The 20,044-nt window shown below is 72.2% G+C and carries 21 protein-coding genes; 9 read left to right on the forward strand and 12 right to left on the reverse strand.

All coding sequences use genetic code 11. The annotated features are described in order from the left end of the window. The first annotated feature begins 156 nt into the window (after positions 1-156). Positions 157-570, forward strand: coding sequence for a nitroreductase family deazaflavin-dependent oxidoreductase (locus tag FHU36_RS07330; RefSeq protein ID WP_185083002.1), 414 nt, complete (start codon positions 157-159; stop codon positions 568-570). Positions 571-640: 70 nt separating this feature from the next. On the opposite strand, the gene FHU36_RS07335 is transcribed toward FHU36_RS07330, so the two are convergent. The 7 genes from FHU36_RS07335 to FHU36_RS07365 form a co-directional block, all read right to left on the reverse strand. Continuing rightward, positions 641-907: an exodeoxyribonuclease VII small subunit gene (locus tag FHU36_RS07335; RefSeq protein ID WP_376774119.1), complete on the reverse strand. Its 267-nt coding sequence runs from the start codon at positions 905-907 to the stop codon at positions 641-643. A 55-nt stretch (positions 908-962) separates the two neighbouring features. Then, on the reverse strand, positions 963-1,493 hold the full coding sequence (locus FHU36_RS07340) for a DUF4245 domain-containing protein (protein WP_185083003.1): 531 nt from the start codon (positions 1,491-1,493) through the stop codon (positions 963-965). A gap of 11 nt (positions 1,494-1,504) precedes the next feature. Continuing rightward, on the reverse strand, positions 1,505-2,113 hold the full coding sequence (locus FHU36_RS07345; RefSeq protein WP_185083004.1) for a TetR/AcrR family transcriptional regulator: 609 nt from the start codon (positions 2,111-2,113) through the stop codon (positions 1,505-1,507). A 107-nt stretch (positions 2,114-2,220) separates the two neighbouring features. After that, positions 2,221-3,066 (reverse strand): hypothetical protein, encoded by an 846-nt coding sequence (locus FHU36_RS07350; RefSeq protein WP_185083005.1) that lies wholly within the window; start codon positions 3,064-3,066, stop codon positions 2,221-2,223. Beyond that, complete coding sequence (locus FHU36_RS07355; protein WP_185083006.1) at positions 3,063-3,281, reverse strand: hypothetical protein; 219 nt, start codon at positions 3,279-3,281, stop codon at positions 3,063-3,065. The genes FHU36_RS07350 and FHU36_RS07355 overlap by 4 nt, the downstream gene beginning before the upstream one ends. Before the next feature lie 520 nt (positions 3,282-3,801). Further along, positions 3,802-4,110 carry a hypothetical protein gene (locus FHU36_RS07360; protein WP_185083007.1) on the reverse strand — a complete coding sequence of 103 codons (309 nt, stop codon included), beginning with the start codon at positions 4,108-4,110 and terminating at the stop codon, positions 3,802-3,804. A 129-nt stretch (positions 4,111-4,239) separates the two neighbouring features. Further along, positions 4,240-5,412 (reverse strand): helix-turn-helix domain-containing protein, encoded by a 1,173-nt coding sequence (locus FHU36_RS07365; protein WP_185083008.1) that lies wholly within the window; start codon positions 5,410-5,412, stop codon positions 4,240-4,242. Between the two features lie 365 nt (positions 5,413-5,777). Between FHU36_RS07365 and glpX the strand changes: the two genes are divergently transcribed. Continuing rightward, positions 5,778-6,812: a class II fructose-bisphosphatase gene (gene glpX / locus FHU36_RS07370; protein WP_185083009.1), complete on the forward strand. Its 1,035-nt coding sequence runs from the start codon at positions 5,778-5,780 to the stop codon at positions 6,810-6,812. A gap of 72 nt (positions 6,813-6,884) precedes the next feature. Here glpX and FHU36_RS07375 read toward each other — a convergent pair whose 3' ends face one another. Next, positions 6,885-7,529 (reverse strand): DUF1707 SHOCT-like domain-containing protein, encoded by a 645-nt coding sequence (locus FHU36_RS07375; protein ID WP_185083010.1) that lies wholly within the window; start codon positions 7,527-7,529, stop codon positions 6,885-6,887. A 93-nt stretch (positions 7,530-7,622) separates the two neighbouring features. Here FHU36_RS07375 and FHU36_RS07380 point away from each other — a divergent pair, with 93 nt between their 5' ends. Next, positions 7,623-8,297 (forward strand): DUF998 domain-containing protein, encoded by a 675-nt coding sequence (locus FHU36_RS07380; RefSeq protein ID WP_185083011.1) that lies wholly within the window; start codon positions 7,623-7,625, stop codon positions 8,295-8,297. Between the two features lie 79 nt (positions 8,298-8,376). Then, a complete protein-coding gene (locus FHU36_RS07385) occupies positions 8,377-9,552 on the forward strand; it encodes an MFS transporter (protein WP_185083012.1) in 1,176 nt (391 codons plus the stop codon). Here FHU36_RS07385 and FHU36_RS07390 read toward each other — a convergent pair. Genes FHU36_RS07390 through pdxR form a run of 3 tightly spaced genes read right to left on the reverse strand, consistent with a single transcriptional unit; the run spans position 9,531 to position 12,706 of the window. Continuing rightward, entirely contained in the window at positions 9,531-10,331 is an 801-nt protein-coding gene (locus FHU36_RS07390) for a TIM barrel protein (protein ID WP_185083013.1), read from the reverse strand. The genes FHU36_RS07385 and FHU36_RS07390 overlap by 22 nt on opposite strands. Continuing rightward, positions 10,328-11,266: a Gfo/Idh/MocA family protein gene (locus FHU36_RS07395; protein WP_185083014.1), complete on the reverse strand. Its 939-nt coding sequence runs from the start codon at positions 11,264-11,266 to the stop codon at positions 10,328-10,330. The genes FHU36_RS07390 and FHU36_RS07395 overlap by 4 nt, the downstream gene beginning before the upstream one ends. A 48-nt stretch (positions 11,267-11,314) precedes the next feature. Beyond that, on the reverse strand, positions 11,315-12,706 hold the full coding sequence (gene pdxR, locus FHU36_RS07400; protein ID WP_185083015.1) for a MocR-like pyridoxine biosynthesis transcription factor PdxR: 1,392 nt from the start codon (positions 12,704-12,706) through the stop codon (positions 11,315-11,317). Between the two features lie 69 nt (positions 12,707-12,775). On the opposite strand from pdxR, the gene FHU36_RS07405 reads away from it, so the two are divergent. Further along, positions 12,776-13,654, forward strand: coding sequence for a DMT family transporter (locus tag FHU36_RS07405; protein ID WP_246501991.1), 879 nt, complete (start codon positions 12,776-12,778; stop codon positions 13,652-13,654). 70 nt (positions 13,655-13,724) lie between these two features. Then, positions 13,725-15,377 (forward strand): fumarate hydratase, encoded by a 1,653-nt coding sequence (locus FHU36_RS07410; protein ID WP_185083016.1) that lies wholly within the window; start codon positions 13,725-13,727, stop codon positions 15,375-15,377. Between the two features lie 136 nt (positions 15,378-15,513). Here FHU36_RS07410 and FHU36_RS07415 read toward each other — a convergent pair whose 3' ends face one another. After that, positions 15,514-15,702: a DUF5999 family protein gene (locus FHU36_RS07415; protein WP_185083017.1), complete on the reverse strand. Its 189-nt coding sequence runs from the start codon at positions 15,700-15,702 to the stop codon at positions 15,514-15,516. 589 nt (positions 15,703-16,291) lie between these two features. On the opposite strand from FHU36_RS07415, the gene FHU36_RS07420 reads away from it, so the two are divergent. The 3 genes from FHU36_RS07420 (at position 16,292) to FHU36_RS07430 (ending at position 20,032) form a co-directional block, all read left to right on the forward strand. Further along, entirely contained in the window at positions 16,292-16,900 is a 609-nt protein-coding gene (locus FHU36_RS07420) for a superoxide dismutase (protein WP_185083018.1), read from the forward strand. Between the two features lie 70 nt (positions 16,901-16,970). Continuing rightward, positions 16,971-18,128, forward strand: coding sequence for a serine/threonine-protein kinase (locus tag FHU36_RS07425; RefSeq protein WP_185083019.1), 1,158 nt, complete (start codon positions 16,971-16,973; stop codon positions 18,126-18,128). Between the two features lie 35 nt (positions 18,129-18,163). Beyond that, positions 18,164-20,032, forward strand: a complete 1,869-nt coding sequence (locus FHU36_RS07430) for a serine/threonine-protein kinase (protein WP_185083020.1) — start codon at positions 18,164-18,166, stop codon at positions 20,030-20,032. Positions 20,033-20,044 lie beyond the last annotated feature (12 nt).

A 20,044-nucleotide genomic window follows, 5' to 3' on the forward strand; every position in this document is an offset into this window, starting at 1 on the left:
CAGAGGGATGGTCGTCCGCGGGCGGGCTCGTCCTGAGCCGGACCGCGCGAGGGCCGTCACGGGGAACACAGACGCACCATGCCCGGGTTGTAGCCCCCGAAGACGCCTCCGCCCACGCCGATCGGTGGAGACCTTTCCAGTTCTAGGGAGCCTGGCATGCCGAATGACTTCAACCAGCAGGTGATCGCGGAGTTCCGCGCCAACGAGGGCCGCGTCGGCGGGATGTTCGAGGGCTCGCCGCTGGTGCTGCTCACGACCACGGGTGCCAGGAGCGGCAAGCCCACCACCACGCCCGTCATGTACCTGAAGGACGACGACCGGATCGTCGTCATCGCCTCGAACGGGGGTGCCGACCACCACCCGGCCTGGTATCACAACCTGCGCGCCAACCCGGAGGCGACGGCCGAGGTCGGCACGGAGACGTTCGGGGTGAAGGCGGAGTTCGTCGACGGGGAGGAGCGCGACCGGCTCTACGCCCGGATGGTCGAGCAGGCCGCCGGCTTCGCCGAGTACGAGGCCAAGACCAGTCGCCGCATCCCCGTGGTCGTCCTGGAGCGCCTGCCCGCCTGAGAGCGACGAGCCCGGGAGCGCACGAGTCTCCGAGCTGTCGGAAGGGCCGGGCGCGTGCGGGCCCGGCGCCTCAGAAGGGAGCGTCGTCGTCGCGTCCGGCGCCGGCGTCGGCGCGCCGCGCCATCGCGGCGGCGAGCTTGACCCGGGCCCCCTGCAGCCACTCCTCGCAGATGGCGGCCAGCTTCTCGCCCCGCTCCCACAGCTCGATCGACTGCTCCAGGGTGAGCCCGCCCGTCTCCAGGCGGCGTACCACCTCGGTCAGCTCCTCCCGCGCCTGCTCGTAGGAGGGTGCCTTGTCCGAGGTGATGTCTGCGGTGTCGTCTGCCACGTCACCCACCCTAGAGTCAGAGACCGACGATCGCCGCCCTGGCCCGCCGAACCGGGGCGGGCGGTCAGCCCTTGGGCCGCTGCTGCAGCACGGCGGCGAACTGGCCGAGTTCAGGCCAGTCGGCGGTGCCGGTGACCACCAGGGTGACGTCGGGCAGCGCCAGCACCAGCGAGCGTTGGTTCTTGTCCTCGCGGAAGCGCCGTTCCCACGGCCGGCCGTCGACCTGCTGGGTGCCGGCGGCCTGGTTGGTGTTGGCCATGCGGTTGGCGAACTCGGCCGCCGGCTTCTCGTCGCTCTGCACGAACATCACGTGCTCGCGCTCGGCCGTGGCGTAGCCCAGGTAGAGCACCTGCGCGCCGCCTTCGCCCTTGGCGATCCGGTTGCTGTTGGGGATCCAGCCGGCCGGGTCCTGCCGGGGCGCCCACACCTGGTAGGGCACGCTGTGGCCGAAGTTGGCGACGGTGATCGAGTAGTCGCGCCTGGGGATGTGCTCCTCGTCGCCCTGCGGATTGAGGAGCAGGAAGCAGCCCCCCGCGGCCAGGCAGACGAACAGGGCTACCGCGTAGCCGTAGAACCCCTCGGTGAACCGTCGCACACTTGGCGAGGTTACCCGCTGGCGGGACCGGTCGCCGAAGCGGCCGGACGGATCTGGCCGATGATGGCGAGCACGTCGTCGGCGAGCTTGGGGTCGCCCGTGCGGACCACCTCGTTGACCGCCGCCGCGAGCGCGCCGGTGACCACGACCACGAGCGCGCCCTCGTTCTCGAACAGGGTGGCGTTGAGCTCGGCCCACTTGCGCAACCGGTCGCGCATGACCACCTCGAACCCGGGCGGCCCGTCGCCGCGCAGGAACAGCGCGGCCAGCTCGCGCTCCTCCAGGCAGCCGTCGAGGTAGGCGCGGGCGGCCCGGAGGAAGACCCGCATCGGGTCGCTCTCGCCCTCGGCCCGCGCCTCGCGGACGGCCTGCTTGGTGCGCCGGCCCTGCTTGGCCTGGAACTCCTCGAACAGCGTGAGATAGAGGTCGGCCTTGCCGGAGAAGTGGTGGTAGAGGCTGCCGACGCTGGCGTCGGCCCGGCCCACCACGTCGGTGACGCCCGCCTCGGCGAAGCCCTTGGAGACGAACACCTCCCGGGCCGCCTGGAGGAGCGCGGCACGCGTCGCCGCGCCGCGCTCGGAGATGCGGGCGCTGACCGGCCGTTCGACATCGCTGCTCATGGCAGGCACATTATCCTCCGCCGTCCGGGGATACATGGACAACTGTCGGCGGGGGTCGATCGCGCGGCGGGGCGCCCGCGGTCCGACCGCGGGCACCCTGCCCGCGGTCAGCCGGCCCGGGTCGGTCCCCAGGACGCGAAGCCGGACGTGGTGGACGGCTTCATGGCGACGACCCCTCGGTCCAGCAGGCGCCAGGCGGTGGCCCAGCGCTGCTGCTCCTCCTTGTCACCGCCGCATCCCCGGATCAGCCCGAGCAGGTAGCGCATCGTCAGCGCGGGCTTGCCCGGCCGGTCGTAGACGATCTTCGCGACGGTCGCGTGGGAGAACGCCCCCTTGGAGCGTTCGGCGATCTGCCGGGACGAGGGCTTGTCGGCCCACCGCCAGAAGTCGCGGGCCAGCTCCTCCAGCTCGGGGACGGACCGGGCGCCGAGGGGGTCGGGCTTGAGGTCGTATCCGGGCGCGTCCTGGATCACCGGCTCGGGGGCCTGCTCGGCTCGTCGAGGTGAGCGGCGTTCGGGCTGGAGGTAGACCGTCCCGCCCTTGTTCTGGATGACGTACGTGCCGGCCTGGTCGTCCCCCTGCTGGATCCGGATGGTGTCGGACCAGGGCCGGTAGAGCTTGGCCCGCTCGTAGGCGGTGTGGAAGGCGAGCAGGCTGGATTCGGCGGCTCCGAGCTGGTTCAGCAGGCTGTGGACGAGCCGCCAGGACGGGAGCGGGCCGCCGCCGTTGAGCGCCTGCCTCAGCACCGCGACGTTGGTGCCGGGGGGCCAGGTGTGCTGACGCCAGTCGCGCCCGTTGGTCTGGGCCACGACCAGGGTGTGCAGCAGGTCCTCGAAGCTGACCGTGGCTTCGGAGGCGGCGATGGGCGACAGGCTCGGGGCTGTGCTGGGGGGCATGCTGGGCGGCATGGGCCCGTTGTGCGGCTTGGGCGGGGTGGGGGGAGGCGTCGTCACGGCTGGTCCACCTGGCCGATGACCGCCCTGCGTCCGCTCCAGGCGTTGAGGACGCGGCCGTAGGAGACCCCCATGACGAACACCACGGCGGTCGTGATGGTGGTCTCCTGTTCGGCGAGCTGCGTGCAGCCCACGCCCGCGACGGCTATGGCGGTGTGGACGGCGGGCATCAGCCATCGTGGCCGGCTGACTTCCGCTTTGAATGAGATCTTCATTGATCACCTTTTCATGCAGGCACAGGCGTGCGTTCCCAGACGACGAGGGCCTTGCTGGACTGGAAATCAGCGGAGACGTTCCGGGTATGGGACAGGGCCGGCCTCGCACAGCCGGCCCCGAACGCGGAATGTCTGCTGTCCGCTACGCCAATAGTGGCCTTCCTTCGCTGTGGGCGCAAAGTCGTAACGCTATTTTTCCAGATCTGGGCAGATCGTCGGGGAGGAGGCGTGGAAGCAGGCCCATCATGCCGCCCGTCTTATTCGGTAAAGGGGTGTCGCCGCGCGTCAAAGGCTGCCGACAGCTGTATTCCCGCGTAAAAAGCTACTTTCGGGTAGGCGCCGTTTAACTGATACTCGGACTCGCCGCGGGCATGTGGGCACATGTGCACGGCCGTGCGTACCGATCCCTTGCTGGACTGGAACCCCGACAGGACGACGGACACGCACCGGAGGGGACGCCCGTCTCGCACCGGGCCCCTCGACCAGTGGGCGGAGGCACCGACCTCCGCCCACTGCCGTTTCAGGGGGCGGCCGTCGTCAGCAGGTAGAGCTCGTGCAGGTCCTCCATGGTGCCCAGCACCGTGTCCGGATCCACGCCCGTCGCGGACAGCTCCGCGCGCAGGACGCCCGCGATGCCGGCGACCACCGCCCAGCGCGGCTGTTTCTTGCGCCCCCGCCCGGAGAACACGGCCGCGACCGTGGTCTTGCTGAGGCCGAGGGAGTTCTTCCTCGCGATGTCTCCGAACGAGAGGTCTCCCGCCTCCTTGCGCATGCGCAGCAGTTCGGCGCGCAGCAGGTCGCAGGAAGGCTCTTCCGCACGGCTGGTCATAGGAGCCGGTCACCGCCGATCTCACTCATTCGTCGTCGATGGGGAATGGAAGGAATTCTCTCGTACGCCGCCGGCGGTGAGGCGCTCCGAATCGTTCCGAACCGTTCCGTGTTGTTCGGCCCGCCGCTCTTACCGATTTCCATACCGATTCGCTATGGCGGAAATGTCGGAGGCCTGGCAGATCAGGCAGTCCCACGGCGAGTGCGACCAGGAGCTCGCCACGTCGCCGACGGCCGGGGGGTGCACCACGGACAGCGCCGCGAGCACCTCGGGCGCGACCTCGACAGGGTGGGCACTCCAGTAGGTCTCCATGATCCGGCTCATCTCGGTGCTGGGGAAGAGCGTGAGGATCGGGTTCTCCCGGGCATGACGGCCGCGGGTGGGCACCAGCGCGGCCAGCGGCAGAGCGTCGTACACGGTCTCGGCGTACCCGGCCCACACCCTCGCCATGAAGCTGTCGACACCCTCGTAGGCCGCGGCGACCCGACGGCAGATGTTCTTGACGATCGAGCCGCACACCCGGTCGCCCGCGCGAAGGCCACGGACGTTCAGCGTCAGGTCGGCGTCCCAGCTCCGGGCCAGGCCGAGGAAGTAGGAGCCCTCCTCCACGGCGTCCCGGTTCCTCAGCAGGATCCCCAGCTCGAAGGCGGCCAGGGCGTTGTTCTCCTCGACGGCCAGGAGCAGCCGCACGCCGTACGGCCCGAACCACCGGCGCAGCCGCGCGGCCGTCGCCCCGCTCGCCGGTGCCGCGTCCATGGCCGCGAAGACCGCCTCCATCTCCGGCGGGGCCGTCGTGGCCGGCACGTACTCCGGAAGCTCGTCGATCGCGCCGGGCGACCCGGGGCCGGGAAAGCGGGCGAACAGATCGCCGAACGCGGGCCAGGGCTCGGGAGAGAGCCGGGCGGGCAGATCCTCGATGGGCGGCCACGGGTCCCCGCGCGGCGGCGCGGGTCGATCGGCCGCGGTCACGCCGACGGGACCGCCGGTGGTCCCGTCGGCGGTCGGCTCGCTCGTCACCTCGACGTACAGCCGGTGCAGTTCCTCTCTCGTGCCAAGACTCCTGTCCGGGTCGACCCCGGTCCGCTCCAGTTCTTCTCGCAGCACCTCGAAGACCCTCGCCACGCGCTCCCACCTCGGAGGGTTCTTGCGCCCCTGCCCGGTGAAGATCGCCGCGACGGTGGTCTTGCTCAGCGCGCACTTCCTGGCGATGTCCCCGTAGGAGACACCGCCCGCCTTCCTGCGCAGATGCCGCAGCTCGCTGTAAAGCCGCTCCAGAGGAGGGTCGACCGCACGGCCAGTCATCGTGCCGGCCACCGCCAATCACAGTGCGCCTCAGTCAAGGGAAAGCAAAATTGTCCCGCATCCGCCTGTCATTTCGGGACATGCTCGCCACGCGGAGCGACGGCCGGAACGACACAGAACGATCCAGAACGCCACGAGACTGCCACCGGAACGGCGCCTCCGTGCCCGAACCCGGACACGGAACGTTCCGGATCGTTCCGGAACGTTCCGCCGCCGGGCCGGAACGACACGGCACGCCCGGCGGCGGGCGCGTACGTCACGTGCGACCAGCGGCTTCCCGATCGGCTCGCCCACGGTACCTATGACTCCTGTGACCTGGGGTACCCGACTACCATCGAGGCAGTTGTCCACGAGGAGGCCTGTCCATGTCCGATCAGACGTCCGTTCCGCCGACGCTGGCCACCGGCGAGCGCGCGCCCGACCGCAACCTGGCGCTCGAGCTCGTCCGGGTCACCGAGGCGGCCGCGATGGCCGCCGCCCGCTGGGTGGGGAGGGGCGACAAGAACGGCGCCGACGGCGCGGCGGTCAACGCGATGCGCCAGCTCATCAACACGGTGTCCATGAACGGCGTGGTGGTCATCGGCGAGGGCGAGAAGGATGACGCGCCGATGCTGTTCAACGGCGAGCGGGTCGGCGACGGCACCGGCGCCGAGTGCGACGTGGCGGTTGACCCCATCGACGGCACGCGACTGACCGCGCTGGGCATGCCCGACGCGATCTCGGTGATCGCGGTGAGCGAGCGCGGCTCGATGTACGACCCGTCGGCGGTGTTCTACATGGAGAAGCTGGTGACCGGCCCGGAGGCGGCCGACGTGGTCGACATCGAGGCGCCCGTGGCGGTCAACATCAACGCGGTCGCCCGGGCCAAGGCCTGCTCGGCGTCCGACGTCACCGTGGTCATCCTCGACCGGCCCCGGCACGAGCAGCTCGTCAAGGAGATCAGGGAGACCGGGGCGCGGATCAAGTTCATCACCGACGGCGACGTGGCGGGCGCCATCATGGCGGCCCGGCAGGGCACCGGCATCGACCTCATGCTGGGCATCGGCGGCACGCCCGAGGGCATCGTGGCCGCGTGCGCGCTCAAGTGCCTCGGCGGGGTGATCCAGGGCAAGCTGTGGCCGCGCGACGACGCCGAGCGCGCCAAGGCGATCGAGGCGGGCCACGACCTGAGCCAGGTGCTCACCACGAACGACCTGGTCCGTTCGGACGACGTGTTCTTCGCGGCGAGCGGCATCACCCAGGGCGAGCTCATGCAGGGCGTGCGGTTCAGCCGCGGCGTGGCGATGACGAGTTCGCTGGTCATGCGGGGGCGTTCGGGCACGATCCGGCGGGTCGACAGCGAGCACCAGTTGTGGAAGCTGCGCGCCTACAGCGCGATCAACTTCGACACCGCGGTCTGAGGTCCCGCGGTCCGAGGTCCCGTGAGGGCCTGAGGTCCCGTGAGGGCCTGAGTTCCCACGGGCCGCCCCGGGTCAGCGGCGGCGCTTGCGCCGGGGCGGTTCCTTGACCTTGACCTCGCCCACGAAGTTGCTGGTGCGGACCTCGACGACCGGCGCGCCCGGCTCCGTCGGCTGCTTGTTGAGCCGCACGGTCTTGTCCTTGGTGACGCGCACCACTTCGAGGTCCTCGGGGACGTGGATCTCCAGCCCGCCGAAGACGAGCGTGGCGTTGATGACGACGCGGTGGTTCTGCAGGATGGCGTCGCGCAGGTCAAGCCTGGTCGTGCCGAACATCGCGGTCACGTCCAGCTCGGCCGGCACCACCCAGCGGCCCTCGCGCTGCTCCTTCCTGAAGAACGCCGACACCGGCCGGCCGTCGAGCTTCAGCGGCTGCTCCTCGGCCGGGAGCAGGTCGGCGGTCACGCCGGCCAGCTCGCCGAGCGTGCGGGCGGCGTAGACGGTGCCGAGCCGTTCCTCGAACTCCTCCATCGTGAGCCGGCCGTCGGCGTGGGCGGCCTGGAGCACCTGCGCGATGCGCTCGCGGTCGTCGTCGGAGGCGCGCAGCTCGCGTGGCGCCGGAGCATCGGACCGCGGGCGGCGCGCGGTGATCCACTCCTCGGCGAGCCGCTCTCCGACCTCTTGCAGGCGGGGCAGCCAAGAACCCTGGCGCTCGTTCACACTTCTGACGATAACCGGCCTTCGCTGCAATCAGCGGAATCGGCCGGGTCTTCGCACCGTTCATCCCCCAAAGAGCTTCGATCTCGTGGGAGGGTGCTCGTGCATCAGGCGGCCCGATGGGGACTCGGCGCGGTGGGCACCGGCGTGGCGGTGATCGCCGCTCTCGACCTGGCCGGCCTGGACCGGACGAACCCGCTGCGCCGGACCATCAGCGAGCACGGCCTGGGTGACCAGGGTTGGGTGTTCGGCGTGGCCGTGGCGCTGCTCGCCGCGGGGTCGGTGGCGATCGGCGTCTCGCTGGTGCGCACGCGGCTGGCCGGGGTGTTCGGCACGGTCGCGCTGATGGCCTGGAGCGTCGGGCTGTTCGCGGTGGCGTACTTCCCCAAGCACGACTGGTCGGTGGGGCCCAGCGTGAGCGGCAGCATCCATCGGGCGGGCAGTCTGGTCGCCTTCCTCAGCCTGCCCCTGGCAGCGGTGATCATCGCCCGTCCGTGGCGGCACGCCGAGCGGCGCCGGCACGCGCTCGTCGCCTTCGCGCTCGGCCTCGGTTCGGTGCTGTGGGTGGTCGGCATCGGCGCGATGGTGCTGGTGGGAGCGCGGAACGGGCTGCCGTGGTATCGCGTCATGCCTCTCGGGCTGGTGGAGCGGGGGCTCGCGGTGACCGAGGTGGCCGCGCTGGTGGCGCTGGGGGTGTTCGCGGCCCGCAGGCATCCGGTGGCGGGACGGCAGCAGGTGCTCGCCCCCGTCGCCGCCGAATCCGAACGGTAGGAGCCTGGCGGGGGAACCGGTCCACCCAATAACCTGACCGCGCCTCACCTTTTGCCTGACCCCCCACCTGGAGGCCTCCGTGTCGTCCCCCCGCGACCGCCAGGCACGCATCGCCACGTTCGTCGCCTACGCCGTGCAGGGCCTGTCGTTCGCGACGCTGCTCGTCCAGACCGCGACCCTGCAGGACAAGCATCGGCTGGACGAGGGCTCGCTCACGCTGCTGCTGCTCGTCGTGCCGGTCTTCGCCGGGGTGGGCAGCCTGGCGGCGGGCTCGTTCGCCCACCGCAGGGGCAGCAAGCTCATGCTGCGCGTCGCCCAGCCCGCCGTCGCGGCGGCCGTCGTGCTCGCCGGGATCGCCCCGGACGTGCCGGTGCTGCTCGTCGCGCTGCTGCTGTTCGGCCTGGCGGTGGGCGCGGTGGACGCGGGCATCAACATGCAGGGCGTGGCGGTCGAGCGCAGGTACGGCCGGGCCGTGCTCAACGGCTTCCACAGCATGTGGAGCGTGTTCAGCCTGGCCGGAGCGCTGTGGGCGTCGGCGGCGGCCGAGCTCGACCTGGCCGTGATCATGGGCGTGCCGATGGCGCTGGCCGTGGCAGCCTGCCTGTACGCCGGGCCGCGGCTGTGCACCCTCCAGGAGGAGAAGGTGGAGGCGTCCACGGCGACCGTCACCGGCCGGCAGCCGTGGCGGCCGATCATCCCGCTCTGTCTGGCGATGGGCTTCCTGTACGTCGGCGACGCCGCGGTGTCCAACTTCAGCACCGTCTTCATGCAGGACGTCATGGCGGCGAGCCGCGAGGTGGTCCCGCTCGCCTACGCCGCCTACCAGGGCGCGACGCTGGCCGTCCGGCTCGGCGGCGACTTCGCGGTCCGCAGGTACGGCCCGGCGGCGATCGTCAGGATCGGCGGCGCCATCGCGACCCTGGGGTTCCTCGGCGTGGTGCTGGCCCCGAACCAGCCGCTGACCATCGTGGCGTTCGGGCTGACCGGGGTGGGGCTGTCGGTGGTCGCCCCGCAGTCGTTCTCGGCGGCGGGACGGCTGGACCCGGCGGGCACGGGCGTGGCCATCGCGCGGGTCAACTTGTTCAACTACGTCGGCTTCATCGTCGGCGCGGCCCTGGTCGGCGGCATTGCGGACGCCGCCGACATGCGGGTGGCGTTCGCGGCGCCGCTCGTGCTGGCGGCCGTGATCGTGGTGCTGGCCAGGGGCTTCGAGCCCGCGGTCACGGGACGCGGTCAGGCCAGCGAGCGCAGGTAGGCGAGGCTGGTCCGGACGTCGTCGACGGGACGGTCATCGGGGCCGGCGAGGATGACGTCCTGCTCCATGACGTACCAGCCCTGGTAGCCGCTCGCGTCGAGTCCGGCCACGATGCCGGCGATGTCCACGTCGCCCTGCCCGAGCGGGCGGTACACGCCCGCGCGCACCGCCTGGGTGTAGGTCAGCTCCCCGCCGGAGACGCGGGCGGCCAGCCGCGCGTCGACGTCCTTCAGGTGGACGTGCGACACCCGGCCGGCGGCCTGCCGCACCAGCTCGGCCGGGTCGGTGCCGCCGATCAGCAGGTGCCCGGTGTCCAGGCAGAGCGGAACCGCGCTGCCGTCGAGCACCCGGCTCACCTCGTCGCGGGTCTCGACCATGGTGCCGACGTGCGGGTGCAGGGCCACGCCGGGGCCGCGTTCGGCGGTGATCCGGTCGAGGTTGGCCAGCATGGCGGCCCAGCCGGTCTCGTCGAGGACCGGGCGCGCGTCGTAGCCGTCACGGCCGGTGGCCGCGGCCAGCACCAGCATGCCGTCGACCTCCGGGATGCCGGGCAGCGGGTCGTGGCCGGGGTCGTGCAGGACTGCGGGCACGAAGGCGCCCACGGCGCCCAGCCCGTACGACGCGATGAGCGAGGGCGTCAGGAACCCCTCGGGACCCAGCTCGGTCGCGGTGAGACCCAGCTCGCGCATCTCGCCGAGCACCCGCTCGGGGTCGAGCTGGTGGCCCCAGCCGGGAACCTCGCACACGCCCCACGAGATGGGCGCTCCGGCCAGTCTCATGCCCGCACCTCCGCCACCTGGACGGGGCGGCCCTCGCGGCGCGACAGCTCGGCGGCCTCGGCGACGTGGAGCGCGGCCAGCGCCTCCTCGACCGAGCACAGGCGCGGGTCGCCGCGCAGGAAGCCGTCGATCTCGTCCACGTACGCCTGCCGGAAGCGGGTCACGAAGTCGGGCCACGGCTCGCCCGGCGGTTGCAGGCCCTCGGTGGAGCGCATGGGGGCGCGGGGGCCGAGGCCGACGACCTGCGTGCCCCTGGTGCCGGCCAGCTCCATGCGCACGTCGTAGCCGGCGCCGTTGTAGCGGGAACCCTGGAGCGTGACGAGGGTGCCGTCGTCGAGGCCGAGCAGGGCGGCGCTGTTGTCCACGTCACCCGCCTCGCGGAAGAAGGCGGCGCCCCGGTTGGCGCCCGCCGCGTACACCCAGTCGACCTCGCGGCCGGTCACCCAGCGCAGGATGTCGAAGTCATGGATGTGGCAGTCGCGGTAGATGCCGCCGGACAGCGGGATGTAGGCGGCGGGCGGCGGCGCGGGGTCCGCGGTGATCACGTGGACGCGGTGCAGCTCCCCCAGCTCGCCGGCGCGCAGCGCGGCGGCCGCGCTCACGTATCCGGCGTCGAACCTGCGCTGGAAGCCGATCCGCACCCGGCCGTCGCGGTCGGCGGCCAGCACCTCCAGGGTCTCCTTGACGCCGACCGCCGCGGGCTTCTCGCAGAACGCGGGCACGCCCCTTCGGCAGGCCTCGATGAGCAGCTCGGCGTGGGTGCTGGTCGGGGTGGCGATGACCACGGCGTCGGCGTCGAACGGGTCGCCCGGCCGGCCGTGCGGCGACGTGCGCACGGGGTCGGCGACGATCAGCTCGTCGACCAGGGGGTGGGCGGCCAGGGTGGCCGCGTGGAACGCTCCGATCCGGCCCAGGCCCAGCAGTCCGACACGCATGGCGCCTCCAAGGGGTGATGGCTTTCTTTCTAAGCGAGACGCGCTCGCTCAGTCAATATTTTGTCCTGACATTCTTACCTTTAGCCCGATAACGGACTCCTCGGCCCGGTGCGCGGGCAGCCGGGCGAAGCCGACGACCACCGCCGGACCGCCCGGCGTGAAGCGCATCGGCCCGACCGGCTCGGCGACCAGGCCGAGGTCCCGCGCCGCCTCGGCCGTCCGGCCCTCGTCCCAGCCGGCGGGCAGGTCGAGGTAGGCGTGCAGGCCCGCCTCGATGCCCCGCACCCGGACCTGCGGCAGGTGCTCGGCCAGGGCTCCGACCAGGGCGTCCCTGCGACGGCGGTACTCCCGGCGCATCTGGCGCAGGTGCTTGTCGTAGCCGCCGGTGCGCAGGAAGTGGGCCAGCGCGTACTGCTCGACCACCGGGGAGCCGAGGTCCAGCTCGCCCCGGGCCCGTCGCACCGCCTCGGCCAGCTCGGCGGGGGCCGCCACCCAGCCCAGCCTGAGCCCGGGAGCCAGGGCCTTGCTGACGCTGCCCGACAGGACCACGTGGCCGGGGGCCAGGCCCTGCAGGCAGCCGACCGGGTCGCGGTCGAAGCGGAACTCGGCGTCGTAGTCGTCCTCCAGGACGGTCGCGCCGGTGTCCTGCGCCCACTCCACGAGCGCGGCCCGCCGCCCCGGCGAGAGCACGACGCCCGTCGGGTACTGGTGGGCGGGGGTGACCAGCGCCGCCCTCGCCGGCCGGTCCCGCAGGGCGGCCACGTCGACGCCCTCGTCGTCGACCGGGACGGGCAGCAGGCGGGCGCCCGCCCGGCGCAGCAGGGGCACCTGCCGGTGGCTGGCCGGGTCCTCCACAGCCAGGGGCAGCCCGCCCGCCCGCTGGGTGAGAACGTGGAGCACCAGGCTGAGCCCCTGAGCCACGCCGCCCACGATCACCAGGTTGGCCGGGTCCACGTCGGCGGCCCGCACCCGCCTGAGGTAGCCGGCCAGCTCCTCGCGCAGCTCGGGGACACCGCCCGGGTCGCCGTAGTCGAAGGCGTCGGAGGGGATGGCCGTCACGGCGTGCCTGAGCGAGGCGAGCCAGCGCTCCCTCGGGAAGTGGCCGAGGTCGGGCGAGGTGGCGCGATGCCCGTAGAAGGTCCGGTCCGCGCCGGTGGGCGCGGTCGTGGCCGGGGAGGGGGCGGGCGTGCGGGCGGCGGCGGGCGCCACGTGGGTGCCCGACCCGACGCGCGAGACGAGGAACCCCTCCGCCACGAGCTGCTCGTACGCCTCCACGACCACCCCGCGCGACACGCCCAGGTCGGCGGCGAGGTCGCGGCTGGCGGGCAGCCGGCGGCCCGGCTCCAGGCGGCCGTGGCGGACCGCGTCGCGCAGCGCGACGGCGATCTGCCCGGCGATGCCGCCCCGCGCGTGGTCTATCGGCACGTACAGATCGGCCATATTGGTCCTCTCATCCGCTACGGGATTGGCCTGTTTGACTGAACCATTCTCTCCCTAGCATCCCGTTCCATGAGAAGTTCCATGCGAAGCGGTGTGGCGGGCGCGGCGAGCGCGATGTTCCTCGTGGGCACGCTGGCAGGCGTGTCGGGGCTGGTCAAGGACTACCCCGTGTACGGCGGGCAGGCGGTTCGCTACCTGGTGGCGGCCGTCGTCCTGCTCGCCGTGACGCGGGCGCTGGGACTGCGGTTCGTCCGGTTGACCGGGAAGGAGTGGGCGTTGCTGGGCGCCCTGTCGCTGCTCGGCCTGGTCATCTTCAACGTGTGCGTCGTCGAGTCGGCGCGCGCCTCGGGGCCCGCGCTGGTCGGCACCGTGCTCGGCACCGTGCCGCTGGCCCTGGCGCTGGCCGGCGGGCGGCCCGCGCCCCGGCTGCTGACGGGGGCGGGCGTGGTCGTGGCCGGGGCCACGCTGGCGACCGGGCTCGGCAGCGGCACCCCGGCCGGGCTGCTGTGGGCGCTCGGCGCGCTCGCCGGGGAGATCGGCTTCTCTCTGCTGGCGATCCCGTTGCTGCCCAAGCTCGGGGCGATGCGGGTCAGCGCCTACTCGACCGTGCTGGCCGTGCCGTCGCTGGCCGCGATCGGGCTGGTCCAGGACGGGACCGGTGCGCTCCGGATGCCCACGTTCGCCGAGGCGGCCGGGTTCGGCTACCTGGCGATCGTGGTGACCGTGGTGGCGTTCTGCCTCTGGTACACCTCGCTGCCGAAGCTGGGACCCGGCCGGGCCGGGCTGTTCGCGGGGCTCATCCCGCTCGGCGCCATCGTCACGGGGCTCGTGCTGGGCGTCGCGACGCCCTCCGGCTACGACCTGCTCGGCGCCGGCCTGGTGATCGCCGGCATCGCGGTGGGCCTCACGGCGCCGCCGCCCGGACGGGTCTCCCTGGCCGCCACCTGAGGCCGGTTCCCCGGCGGGTACGGGCCCGCGGGCGGGTGGGCGTACTCTTTGGGAGACCGAAAGGATGGGCATGGCCGAGTTCGACTACAGCGACCTTCTCCCACTGGGTGCCGACGAGACCGCATATCGGCTGATCACCTCGGAGGGGGTGCGGAAGGTCGAGGCGGCGGGCCGCACGTTCCTGGAGGTCGAGCCCGAGGCGCTGCGCCTGCTCACCGAGACGGCCGTGCACGACATCTCCCACTACCTGCGGTCGTCGCACCTCGCCCAGCTCCGCAGGATCATCGAGGACCCGGAGTCGAGCGGCAACGACCGGTTCGTCGCGCTCGACCTGCTCAAGAACGCCTCCATCTCGGCCGGTGGCGTGCTGCCCATGTGCCAGGACACCGGCACCGCCATCGTCATGGGCAAGCGGGGCCGCCACGTGCTGACCGACGGGCGCGACGCCGAGCACATCTCGCGCGGCGTCTACGACGCCTACACCCGCCTCAACCTCCGCTACTCCCAGATGGCGCCGCTGACCATGTGGGAGGAGAAGAACACCGGCACCAACCTGCCTGCCCAGATCGAGCTGTACGCCGAGGACCCGGGCGGCCACGCCGACGCCTACAAGCTGCTGTTCATGGCCAAGGGCGGCGGTTCGGCCAACAAGTCGTTCCTCTACCAGGAGACCAAGGCGGTGCTCAACGAGAAGCGCATGCTGGCCTTCCTGGAGGAGAAGATCCGCTCCCTCGGCACCGCGGCCTGCCCGCCGTACCACCTGGCGGTCGTCGTGGGCGGCACGTCCGCCGAGTACGCCCTGAAGACGGCCAAGTACGCCAGCGCCCGCTACCTCGACTCCATCCCCACCGAGGGCTCGCCCTCCGGGCACGGCTTCCGCGACCTGGAGATGGAGGCCAAGGTCTTCGAGCTGACCCAGAAGCTCGGCATCGGCGCCCAGTTCGGCGGCAAGTACTTCTGCCACGACGTCCGCGTCATCCGGCTCCCCCGCCACGGCGCCTCCTGCCCGGTGGCCATCGCCGTCTCCTGCTCGGCCGACCGGCAGGCCCTGGCGAAGATCACGGCCGAGGGGGTGTTCCTGGAGCAGTTGGAGACCGACCCGGCCCGGTTCCTGCCCGAGACCACCTCCGAGCAGCTCTCCGACGACGTCGTCCGGGTGGATCTCAACCGCCCGATGCCCGAGATCCTCGCCCAGCTCACGCGCTGTCCCGTCAAGACGCGCCTGTCCCTCACCGGTCCGCTCGTCGTGGCCCGCGACATCGCGCACGCCAAGATCGCCGAGCTGCTCGACCAGGGCGGCGAGATGCCGCAGTACCTCAAGGACCACGCCGTCTACTACGCCGGACCGGCCAAGACGCCCGAGGGCTACGCCTCCGGCTCGTTCGGCCCGACCACCGCGGGCCGCATGGACTCCTACGTCGAGCGCTTCCAGGCCGCCGGCGGCTCGATGGTCATGCTGGCCAAGGGCAACCGGTCGCAGCAGGTGACGGACGCCTGCCAGAAGTACGGGGGCTTCTACCTCGGCTCCATCGGCGGGCCCGCGGCGCGGCTGGCGCAGGACTGCATCAGGAAGGTGGAGGTCCTGGAGTATCCGGAGCTGGGGATGGAGGCGGTGTGGCGGATCGAGGTCGAGGACTTCCCCGCGTTCGTCGTGGTGGACGACAAGGGTGACGACTTCTTCACCGACCGCACGGGCCCGGTGCTGAGCATCGGCCGCCGCTGACCGGCGTTCGTCCGGCCGCCTGGGCGTCACCGGCCGTACGGTCGCGTCCAGGCGGGTGTCCGCTCGCGCGGGGATGCCGGAGGCAGGGCCGCCTTCGCGTGGGGCCGCCTTCGTGCCGGGCGGCTGAAGGGTGAGGTCAGGCGGCGACCGGGGCTCGGTGAGGCGCCACGATGGTGCCGTCGGGGAGCAGCAGGCCGGTGTCGTCGAACAGCACGACACCGTTGCACAACAGGCTCCAGCCCTGGTCGGGGTGGGCCGCGATCACGTGGGACGCCTCACGGTCGGGCGAGGCGGCGGTGGGACAGGTGGGAACGTGACTGCACATCGTGCACCTCTCAGCTGACGCTCCTGTAGTGCGGGTCTCAAAAGGGCAGCGGACGCCCTGACGGCGTGCGCAGGTCCAGCGACGCACCGCTCGGCTTGCGGGGCGGCCGGGGACTGATCCGGGTCTGGCGCATCCTCATCACGTCCTTCGGCTGAAGCCGTCATGGTCGCTGGCGCATCCCCCTATCGTGCCGACCGGCACCGACACTTTCCCGCCGGCCGCAGGGGGTTGCCTTTTCGTACCCTCACACTGCGCTCGCCCCCTTACGTGACCCTTACAACTCGCTGGCGAAGCCCAGAGTTCCTGTCAGTAACGTCTGTCGCCAGCATGCCACCCGTTTAACCTCCTCGTCCGCGCATTGAGACGCAGTACGCGATGAAACCGGACACTAAATCCGACGAACTACGCAAAGCGCACGATTAATGAAATAACGGGCATCGGCGCGAGCGGCGGCGGGCCGCCCGCGCCGACGGGACCCAACTGACCCTCGCCATCCTGTCCAACCAGGGTCCTAGGTCGCAAGACTGATGCAGGTGCGAATCAGTTGCAATAGTGTCGGCAGGTGTAGCGAGATCCACAAGGAGGCCCCATGGGGGACTACACCCTTCCCGACATGCCCTATGACTACGCGGCTCTGGAGCCCGCCATCACCGGCGAGATCCTGGAGCTGCACCACGCCAAGCACCACGCCGCGTACGTCAAGGGCGCCAACGACACGCTGGAACGGCTCGCCGAGGCCCGCGACAAGGGCGAGTTCGGCAACCTCGTCGGCCTGGAGAAGACGTTCGCCTTCAACCTGTCCGGCCACGTGCTGCACTCGATCTTCTGGCGCAACCTCTCCCCCGACGGGGGCGACCGGCCCGACGGGGCGCTCGCGGACGCCATCGACGAGCACTTCGGCACGTTCGAGGCGTTCCAGAAGCAGCTCACCACCGCGACGGCGTCCGTGCAGGGCTCCGGCTGGGGCGTGCTGGCCTGGGAGCCGCTCGGCCGCCGGCTCGTGGTCGAGCAGGTCTACGACCACCACGGCAACGTCGGCATGAACACCACTCCGCTGCTCGTCTTCGACGCCTGGGAACACGCCTACTACCTGCAGTACCGCAACGTGCGACCCGACTATGTGCACAAACTCTGGGACCTGGTCGACTGGACGGATGTGGCAGCCCGCTTTACTGACGTGACGAGTCAGGCGGGTTGACTCAGATTCGCAACATTTTATCGGCCCGGCCTCTACTGGTCGGTTTACACGAATAGGTAAGCTGCCAGGCATGCGTGCGCCCTCCGGTTACCTCCTCGCCGCGCGCTACCGGCTTCTCGAACCGGTCGGTCGCGGCGGCATGGGCACCGTCTGGCGGGCGCATGACGAGCTGCTCGACCGCCACGTCGCGGTCAAGGAGGTCCGGCTGCCGGCCGTGCTCGACGAGGAGCTGCGCGCCGAGCTGTGCGCCCGCACCGAGCGCGAGGGCCGGGCGACCGCGATGGTCGCCCATCCTTCGGTCATCACCGTCTTCGACGTCGTCACCGAGGACGACCGGCCGTGGATCGTGATGGAGCTGCTCCAGGCCAGGTCCCTGGAGCAGCTCATCCAGCAGGACGGACCGCTCCAGCCGCGCCGGGCCGCGGAGATCGGCCGGCAGATCCTCGGCGCGCTGCGCGCAGTGCACGCCAAGGGCATCCTGCACCGCGACGTCAAGCCCAGCAACGTGCTGGTGACCGAGGATCGGGCCGTGCTCACCGACTTCGGGCTGGCGGCGCTGGAGGGCGACGTCTCCATCACCCAGGCCGGCATCGTGCTCGGCTCGGCCGGCTACATCGCTCCAGAGCGCGTGCTCGGCTCCAAGGCGAGCCCGGCCGGCGACCTGTGGTCGCTCGGCGCGACCCTCTACACCGCCGTCGAGGGCAGGGGCCTGCACGGCCGCCGCACGGCCGCGGCCGCGCTGGCGGCGCTCACCAGCGGCGAGCCGATCCCGATGACCAAGGCCGGGCCGCTCGCCCCGGTGCTCGACGCGCTGCTCCGCATCGACCCGCAGACCAGGCTCGACTCGGTCCGGGCCTCGCTCATGCTGGCCCGCGTGGCTGCCGGCGGCTCGGCGGAGGAGCCGCTCACGCCCCGCAGGTCCGCGCGTCCGGGATCGGTGATCTCGGCCCCCTCCTTCACGCGCAGGCCCGCGCACCGCGGCCTGCACAGGGCGGAGGCGACGGCGGCGGCCCTGTCCAACGGCTCGACCCCGGCACGCGCCCCCCTCGCCCCGCGGCCCCAGCCCGTGCCGCCGCCGCGGCAGGAGCGCAGGCCCGGTGAGGGCGTGCACCGCCGGCGCGTCGAACCTCACCCCGCGCTGTCCGTTTACGCCCGCGTGAAGGCGGCGCTGATAAAGATGTTCCTTCCTAGGCGGTTCTGGCCTCGAGAACTTCGCAAGCGCGGGTAAAGCACTTCCCAAGCGAGAATCGATATCTTCTTCTCATGCCGGAACACCAGACTCGCCTGCTCGCAGAGCGCTACGAGCTCATCTCACCGCTCGGGCGGGGGACGATGGGCACCGTGTGGCGTGCTCACGATCGCGCTCTGGGGCGCGAGGTGGCGGTCAAGCAGATCCGCCAGGACCCGGGCCTCACCGAGGAGCAGCGGACCGAGCTGCGCGAGCGCATGGTGCGCGAGGGCCGCCTGGCCGCCCGCATCAGCCATCCGGCCGTGGCGGCCATCCACGACGTGCTCATCCACGAGGGCAGCCCGTGGATCATCATGGAGCTGGTCGAGGCGCGCTCGCTGGAGCAGGTGATCGACGAGGAGGGTCCGCTGCCGCCCCGGCTGGTGGCCGAGATCGGCGTCGACCTGCTCGGCGCGCTGCGCGCCGCGCACGCGCAGGGCATCACGCACCGCGACGTCAAGCCCGCCAACGTGCTGATCACCGAGACCGGCCGCGTGGTGCTGACCGACTTCGGCATCGCGCGGGCCGAGGGCGACTCCCGGCTCACCAGGACCGGCATGGTGATCGGCTCGCCCGGCTACACCGCGCCCGAACGGGCGCGCGGCGACTACACGGGCCCCGAGTCCGACATCTGGTCGCTCGGCGCGACGCTCTACTTCGCCGTCGAGGGGCGTCCGGCGTTCGAGCGGTCCTCGATCGCGGAGACCCTGGCCGCGCTGCTGAGCGAGAACGCCGACCCGCCCACGCAGGCCGGGCAGCTCCGGCCGGTGCTGAACGGGCTGCTGAACAAGGACCACAAGCAGCGCCTGAGCGCGGCCCAGGCGGAGACGATGCTGCGCATGGTCGCCGACACGCCGACCAGCGAGATGCCTGTCATCACGGGCGAGGCCCTGCCGGAACAGGAGATGTCCGTGGCCGATGCCAGGCACACACCCCCCGCCGTCCCGGGCGCCGCCCGCCCGGCCGGCGCTCCCCCCGCCGTCGGGGGCCCGCCTCCCCCCGCGGGACAACCCGCCGGGCCCGGTTCGCCGTACGGCGTGCCCGCCGCCCCGCCGTACGCGGGCCCGAACCCGGCGGCGGCGCCGGGCGGTCACCAGCAGGGTGAGCCGGGCGGCCGGTACGGCGGCCCCCCGCGGCCCGGCCCCGCCGGCCCGCACGGACCCGAGCCGGTCCCGCACGGCCCTGGCGCCCTCCCGCCCGGACAGGCACCGCACGGCCCCGGCGGTCTCCCGCCCGGACAGGCACCCCGAGGTCCGGGCGCCTTCCCACCCGGCCAGGAGCCGGCGTCGCGTGGTCCTGGCAGTGGTCCTGGCAGTGGTCCTGGCACTGTTCCGCACGCCCGGCCCGACGCCGCGCGGCTCCCCCGCCCGGCCGACGCCCCCGGCGGCCGGCCGCCGGGCGACGGGCCCGGGCAACAGGGCGGCGAGGAGTGGGACCCGGAGCGGACCGTCAGCGTGATGCGTCCCAAGTCCCCGATGCCGCCCCCCGCAGCGCCGCAGCGGCCTCCCGCCTCGCCGCCCCAGCCGCCCCACGACGAGGGGGCCATGACCACGCGGCGGGTGCAGGTGCACCGCAATCCCATCGGCTCGCCCGGCCAGCAGGTCTACCCGCTGCCCGCGCCGCCGGCCGGCCACCCGGGCGCCCGGTCCGGGCCCACCGCTCCGCACCAGGCGCCGCCCGGCGCGCGCCCGCCCGGCCCGCAGCTCCCGTACGGCGCCCGCCCCCCGCACGAGCCGCGGCCCGAGCGCCCCGACTCCCACGGCCTCGGCACCGACCTGTTCGCGATCGCCGGTCCCGAGCAGCGTCCCGCCGACAACCGCAAGGGCCTGCTCATCCTCGCCATCGCCGCCGCGGTGGCCGTGGTGATGGCCATCGTGATCGTGGCGGTGGCGTCGTCCGGTTGACCGGGCCGCCGT

The sequence above is a fragment of the Nonomuraea muscovyensis genome (assembly GCF_014207745.1).
Lineage (GTDB): Bacteria > Actinomycetota > Actinomycetes > Streptosporangiales > Streptosporangiaceae > Nonomuraea > Nonomuraea muscovyensis.

Coding starts and splice junctions, on each gene's coding strand:
- FHU36_RS07330 (WP_185083002.1), top strand. CDS start 157: ATGCCGAATGACTTCAACCAGCAGGTGATCGCGGAGTTCCGCGCCAAC.
- FHU36_RS07345 (WP_185083004.1), bottom strand. CDS start 2,113: ATGAGCAGCGATGTCGAACGGCCGGTCAGCGCCCGCATCTCCGAGCGC.
- FHU36_RS07355 (WP_185083006.1), bottom strand. CDS start 3,281: ATGAAGATCTCATTCAAAGCGGAAGTCAGCCGGCCACGATGGCTGATG.
- FHU36_RS07360 (WP_185083007.1), bottom strand. CDS start 4,110: ATGACCAGCCGTGCGGAAGAGCCTTCCTGCGACCTGCTGCGCGCCGAA.
- FHU36_RS07365 (WP_185083008.1), bottom strand. CDS start 5,412: ATGACTGGCCGTGCGGTCGACCCTCCTCTGGAGCGGCTTTACAGCGAG.
- glpX (WP_185083009.1), top strand. CDS start 5,778: ATGTCCGATCAGACGTCCGTTCCGCCGACGCTGGCCACCGGCGAGCGC.
- FHU36_RS07390 (WP_185083013.1), bottom strand. CDS start 10,331: ATGAGACTGGCCGGAGCGCCCATCTCGTGGGGCGTGTGCGAGGTTCCC.
- FHU36_RS07395 (WP_185083014.1), bottom strand. CDS start 11,266: ATGCGTGTCGGACTGCTGGGCCTGGGCCGGATCGGAGCGTTCCACGCG.
- pdxR (WP_185083015.1), bottom strand. CDS start 12,706: ATGGCCGATCTGTACGTGCCGATAGACCACGCGCGGGGCGGCATCGCC.
- FHU36_RS07405 (WP_246501991.1), top strand. CDS start 12,776: ATGAGAAGTTCCATGCGAAGCGGTGTGGCGGGCGCGGCGAGCGCGATG.
- FHU36_RS07410 (WP_185083016.1), top strand. CDS start 13,725: ATGGCCGAGTTCGACTACAGCGACCTTCTCCCACTGGGTGCCGACGAG.
- FHU36_RS07415 (WP_185083017.1), bottom strand. CDS start 15,702: ATGTGCAGTCACGTTCCCACCTGTCCCACCGCCGCCTCGCCCGACCGT.
- FHU36_RS07420 (WP_185083018.1), top strand. CDS start 16,292: ATGGGGGACTACACCCTTCCCGACATGCCCTATGACTACGCGGCTCTG.
- FHU36_RS07425 (WP_185083019.1), top strand. CDS start 16,971: ATGCGTGCGCCCTCCGGTTACCTCCTCGCCGCGCGCTACCGGCTTCTC.
- FHU36_RS07430 (WP_185083020.1), top strand. CDS start 18,164: ATGCCGGAACACCAGACTCGCCTGCTCGCAGAGCGCTACGAGCTCATC.